This window comes from Mesorhizobium sp. M4A.F.Ca.ET.020.02.1.1 (genome assembly GCF_004022645.1).
GTDB lineage: Bacteria > Pseudomonadota > Alphaproteobacteria > Rhizobiales > Rhizobiaceae > Mesorhizobium.
Genome location: NZ_RZOI01000603.1, coordinates 1 through 3810, shown reverse-complemented (window position 1 = coordinate 3810; position 3810 = coordinate 1). Strand labels below are relative to the sequence as shown.

The following is a 3810-nucleotide window of genomic DNA, read 5'->3' as shown; positions in this document are numbered from 1 at the left end:
ATCGCGAATTGCTGGACAGTTTCGGCGGCCATCTCGGCGCCGCGCGCGCGACGGGCGAAGCCTGGCGCTACTGGCGCGGCTGCGAGCAGGACCTTGCCAAGCATCGCGCCAAGGTCGAGGCCGCGGCGCGCGAAGCCGACTATCTGCGCGCCTCCGTCGCCGAACTGGCGAAGCTCGATCCGCAGCCGGGCGAGGAGAGCGAGCTTGCCGAACTGCGCGCCACGATGATGCGGGCGGAAAAGATAGCCTCGGAAATCCACGACGCGCAGGACGTGCTTTCGGGACCGTCCTCGCCGCTGCCGCAGCTGGCCAGCCTGCTCAGGCGCCTGCAGCGCAAGGCGGGAGAGGCGCCGGGCCTGCTCGACGACGTGGTGAAGTCGCTCGACGAGGCGATGCTGTCGCTCGATGCGGCGCAGTCGGGCGTCGAGGCGGCGCTGCGCGCCACCGAATATGATCCGCAACGGCTGGAGAAGGCGGAAGAACGGCTGTTTTCGCTGCGCGCCGCCTCGCGCAAGCACAGCGTCGCGGTCGACGATCTAGCGCAGTTGCGTGACACGATGGCCGCCGACCTCGCCGATCTCGACGCCGGCGAGGACCGCCTGCACGGCCTGGAGAAGCAGGCGGCAGCGGCGCGCGAAGCCTACGACATCTCAGCCGCGCAACTGTCCTCGCTTCGCCATGCCGCCGCCGTCGGCCTGACCAGGGCGGTGATGGCCGAATTGCCGGCGCTCAAGCTCGAACGCGCTGAGTTCATCGTCGAGCTGGCGAGCGATGCCTCGAGCCGGATGGAAGAAGGCATCGACCAGGTCGAGTTCTGGGTGCGCACCAATCCGGGCACCAGGCCCGGGCCGATGATGAAGGTCGCTTCCGGCGGCGAACTGTCGCGCTTCCTCCTGGCGCTGAAGGTGGCGCTGGCCGACCGCGGCTCGGCGCCGACGCTGGTCTTCGACGAAATCGACACCGGGGTCGGCGGCGCCGTGGCGGATGCCATCGGCCAGCGGCTGGCCAGGTTGTCGAAGCGCGTGCAGGTGCTGTCCGTCACCCACGCGCCGCAAGTGGCGGCGCGCGCGGCGACGCATTTCCTGATCTCCAAATCCGGCGGCACCGACAAGGTCGCCACCGGCGTTGCCGAGATGGACCGGCCGGCGCGCCAGGAGGAGATTGCGCGCATGCTGGCCGGCGCCACCATCACCGACGAGGCGCGCGCGGCGGCGGAGCGTCTGCTGCGCGAGAACACGGCGGCAGCCTAGGCTGCGTTGATATTCAGGTGAGGCCGGCCTGCGAACGGCGGCTTCCTGCGCTTCCGGTGCTCACGTACCCAAAAGTACGCTCCGCTCCGGTTCTCGGAAGCCACCCTTCTCGACTCGGCCTGACCTGAATCTCAACACATCCTGGGTGCTTGATTCTCCGTGCTTGGAATCTGAGTCAGGATATGGCTGCATCCTGCTGTTCAGGAATGATTTATTCGCAAGCCGACTCCCGGTCGGCGAATCCTGATTTATAGTGGCGCGCACAACTCGGGGACTGCCAAGCATGTCGGAAAAACCAGTCGATTCGCTGAGCGAAAGCGAGGCCGCACACGAACTGAAGCGGCTGGCGGCGGAGATCGCCGAGCATGACCGGCGCTATCACACCGAAGATGCGCCGACGATCTCGGACGCCGAATATGACGCGCTGGCGCGCCGCAACCTCGCGATCGAAGATCGCTTCCCCGATTTGGTGCGCGAAGATTCGCCGTCGCGTCGGGTCGGCGCGCCGCCGGCGGAAGGCTTTGCCAAGATACGCCATGCGGTGCCGATGCTCAGCCTCGCCAAGGCCTATACCGATGAGGACGTCGCCGACTTCATCGAGCGCGGCCGGCGGTTCTTCGACCGCGACAAGGACCTGGACATCGCCTTCACCGCCGAGCCGAAAATCGACGGGCTGTCGGCCTCACTGCGCTACGAACGCGGCGTGTTCGTGCAGGGTGCAACGCGCGGCGACGGCGCCGTCGGCGAGGACATCACCGCCAATCTCAAGACGATCGCGGATATCCCGAAGACCCTGAGAGGGTCGGGCTGGCCCGACAGCATCGAGATACGCGGCGAGGTCTACATGACCTATGCGGAGTTCGAGGCGCTGAAGGAACGCTCAGCGGCTGCCGGCGGCCAGGACTACGTCAATCCGCGCAACACGGCCGCCGGGTCGCTGCGCCAGAAGGATCCGTCGGTCACCGCTAGCCGCAACCTCAAATTCTTCGCCTATGCCTGGGGGTACACGACGGCGGACCCGGCTCCGACCCAATATGATTCGGTGCAGAAATTCGCCGAGTGGGGGTTCAAGGTCAGTCCGCTGATGGTGCGGGCGAAGTCGATCGAGGAGCTGATCGCGCAATACCATCGGATCGAGGAGCAGCGTTCGTCGCTCGGCTACGACATCGACGGTGTCGTCTACAAGGTCGACCAGCTGGAATTGCAGCGCCGGTGGGGGTTCGTCACCGGCGAGCCGCGCTGGGCCGTCGCCCACAAATTCCCGGCGGAGCAGGCGATGACCACCGTGCAGAAGATCGACATCCAGGTCGGCCGCACCGGCACGCTTGCGCCCGTGGCGCGGTTGGCGCCCGTTACGGTCGGGGGCGTCGTGGTCGAGAACGTCACGCTACACAACGAGGACTATATCAAGGGCCTGGACAGCAACGGCCTGCCGATCCGCGACGGTATCGATGTCCGCATCGGCGATACGGTGGTGATCCAGCGGGCAGGGGACGTCATTCCGCAGATCGTCAGCGTCGTCATCGACAAGCGTCCGGCCGATGCCGTGCCTTACGAATTTCCGCATACCTGCCCGATCTGCGGCTCGCCAGCGACGCGCGAGATCAACGAGAAGACCGGCAAGGAGGATTCACGCCGGCGCTGCACCGGCGAGCTGATCTGCGCCGCGCAGGCCGTTGAGGGATTGCGCCATTTCGTCTCGCGCGGCGCCATGGATATCGAGGGGCTGGGCGCGGAAAACATCGACCTGTTCTTCAACGCCGGACTGATCAAGACCGCCGCCGACATCTTCACGCTCAAAGACCGCCGCCCCGACGTCACCAGGGCCCTGGCCGGGCGGCGCGAGGAGCAGGCGAGGCTGCGCGAGGCCGCATCGGGCAAGACGCGCAAGAATGTGCGCAGCGCCGAGGATCGCAACTATGAAGGCCTCGACAAGCTGTTCGCCGCGATCGACGCGCGCCGCGAGCCGGAGCTCGACCGCTTCATCTTCGCTCTCGGCATCCGCCATATCGGCGAGACGACGGCCGCTGTGCTTGCCAGGACCTTCTCGACCATGGAAGAGCTGATCCGTGTCGGCAAGGAGACCGCTGCGGCCGACGATCCGCACGACGTCTTCCCGTCGATCAACGGCATTGGCGACACGGTGATCGGCGCGCTGCGCGATTTCTTCGGCAATGAACGCAACGACGACGTGCTGGAGGCACTGCTCGCGCAGGTGCATCCGAAGCCGTACATTGTGGAAATCTCGGCCGGCAGCGAAGTCTCCGGCAAGACGGTCGTGTTCACCGGCTCGTTGGAGAAGATGACGCGCTCCGAGGCAAAGGCGATGGCGGAACGTCTCGGCGCCAAGGTCGCGGGCTCGGTTTCCGCGAAGACCGATCTCGTCGTGGCCGGCCCGGGCGCCGGCTCGAAGCTGAAGGATGCCACCGCGCTCGGCATCGAGGTGATCGACGAGGACACCTGGCTGCAGCGTATCGGCAGGGGCGGCTGATGGCCGGCGCGTTCAAGGGCTTCGGGCAAAAGGCCATTCCGTTCCTCAAGGCGCTCGACTTCCACCAGA

The 3810-nt window shown here is 66.4% G+C and carries 2 protein-coding genes; both read left to right on the top strand.

All coding sequences use genetic code 11. From position 1 onward, the window contains the following. A partial coding sequence (locus tag EN742_RS27575) for a DNA repair protein RecN (RefSeq protein WP_148670298.1) occupies positions 1-1250 on the top strand: 1250 nt, incomplete at its 5' end. A 283-nt stretch (positions 1251-1533) separates the two neighbouring features. After that, positions 1534-3741, top strand: coding sequence for an NAD-dependent DNA ligase LigA (ligA, locus tag EN742_RS27570; protein ID WP_128333503.1), 2208 nt, complete (start codon positions 1534-1536; stop codon positions 3739-3741). Positions 3742-3810: the final 69 nt, after the last annotated feature.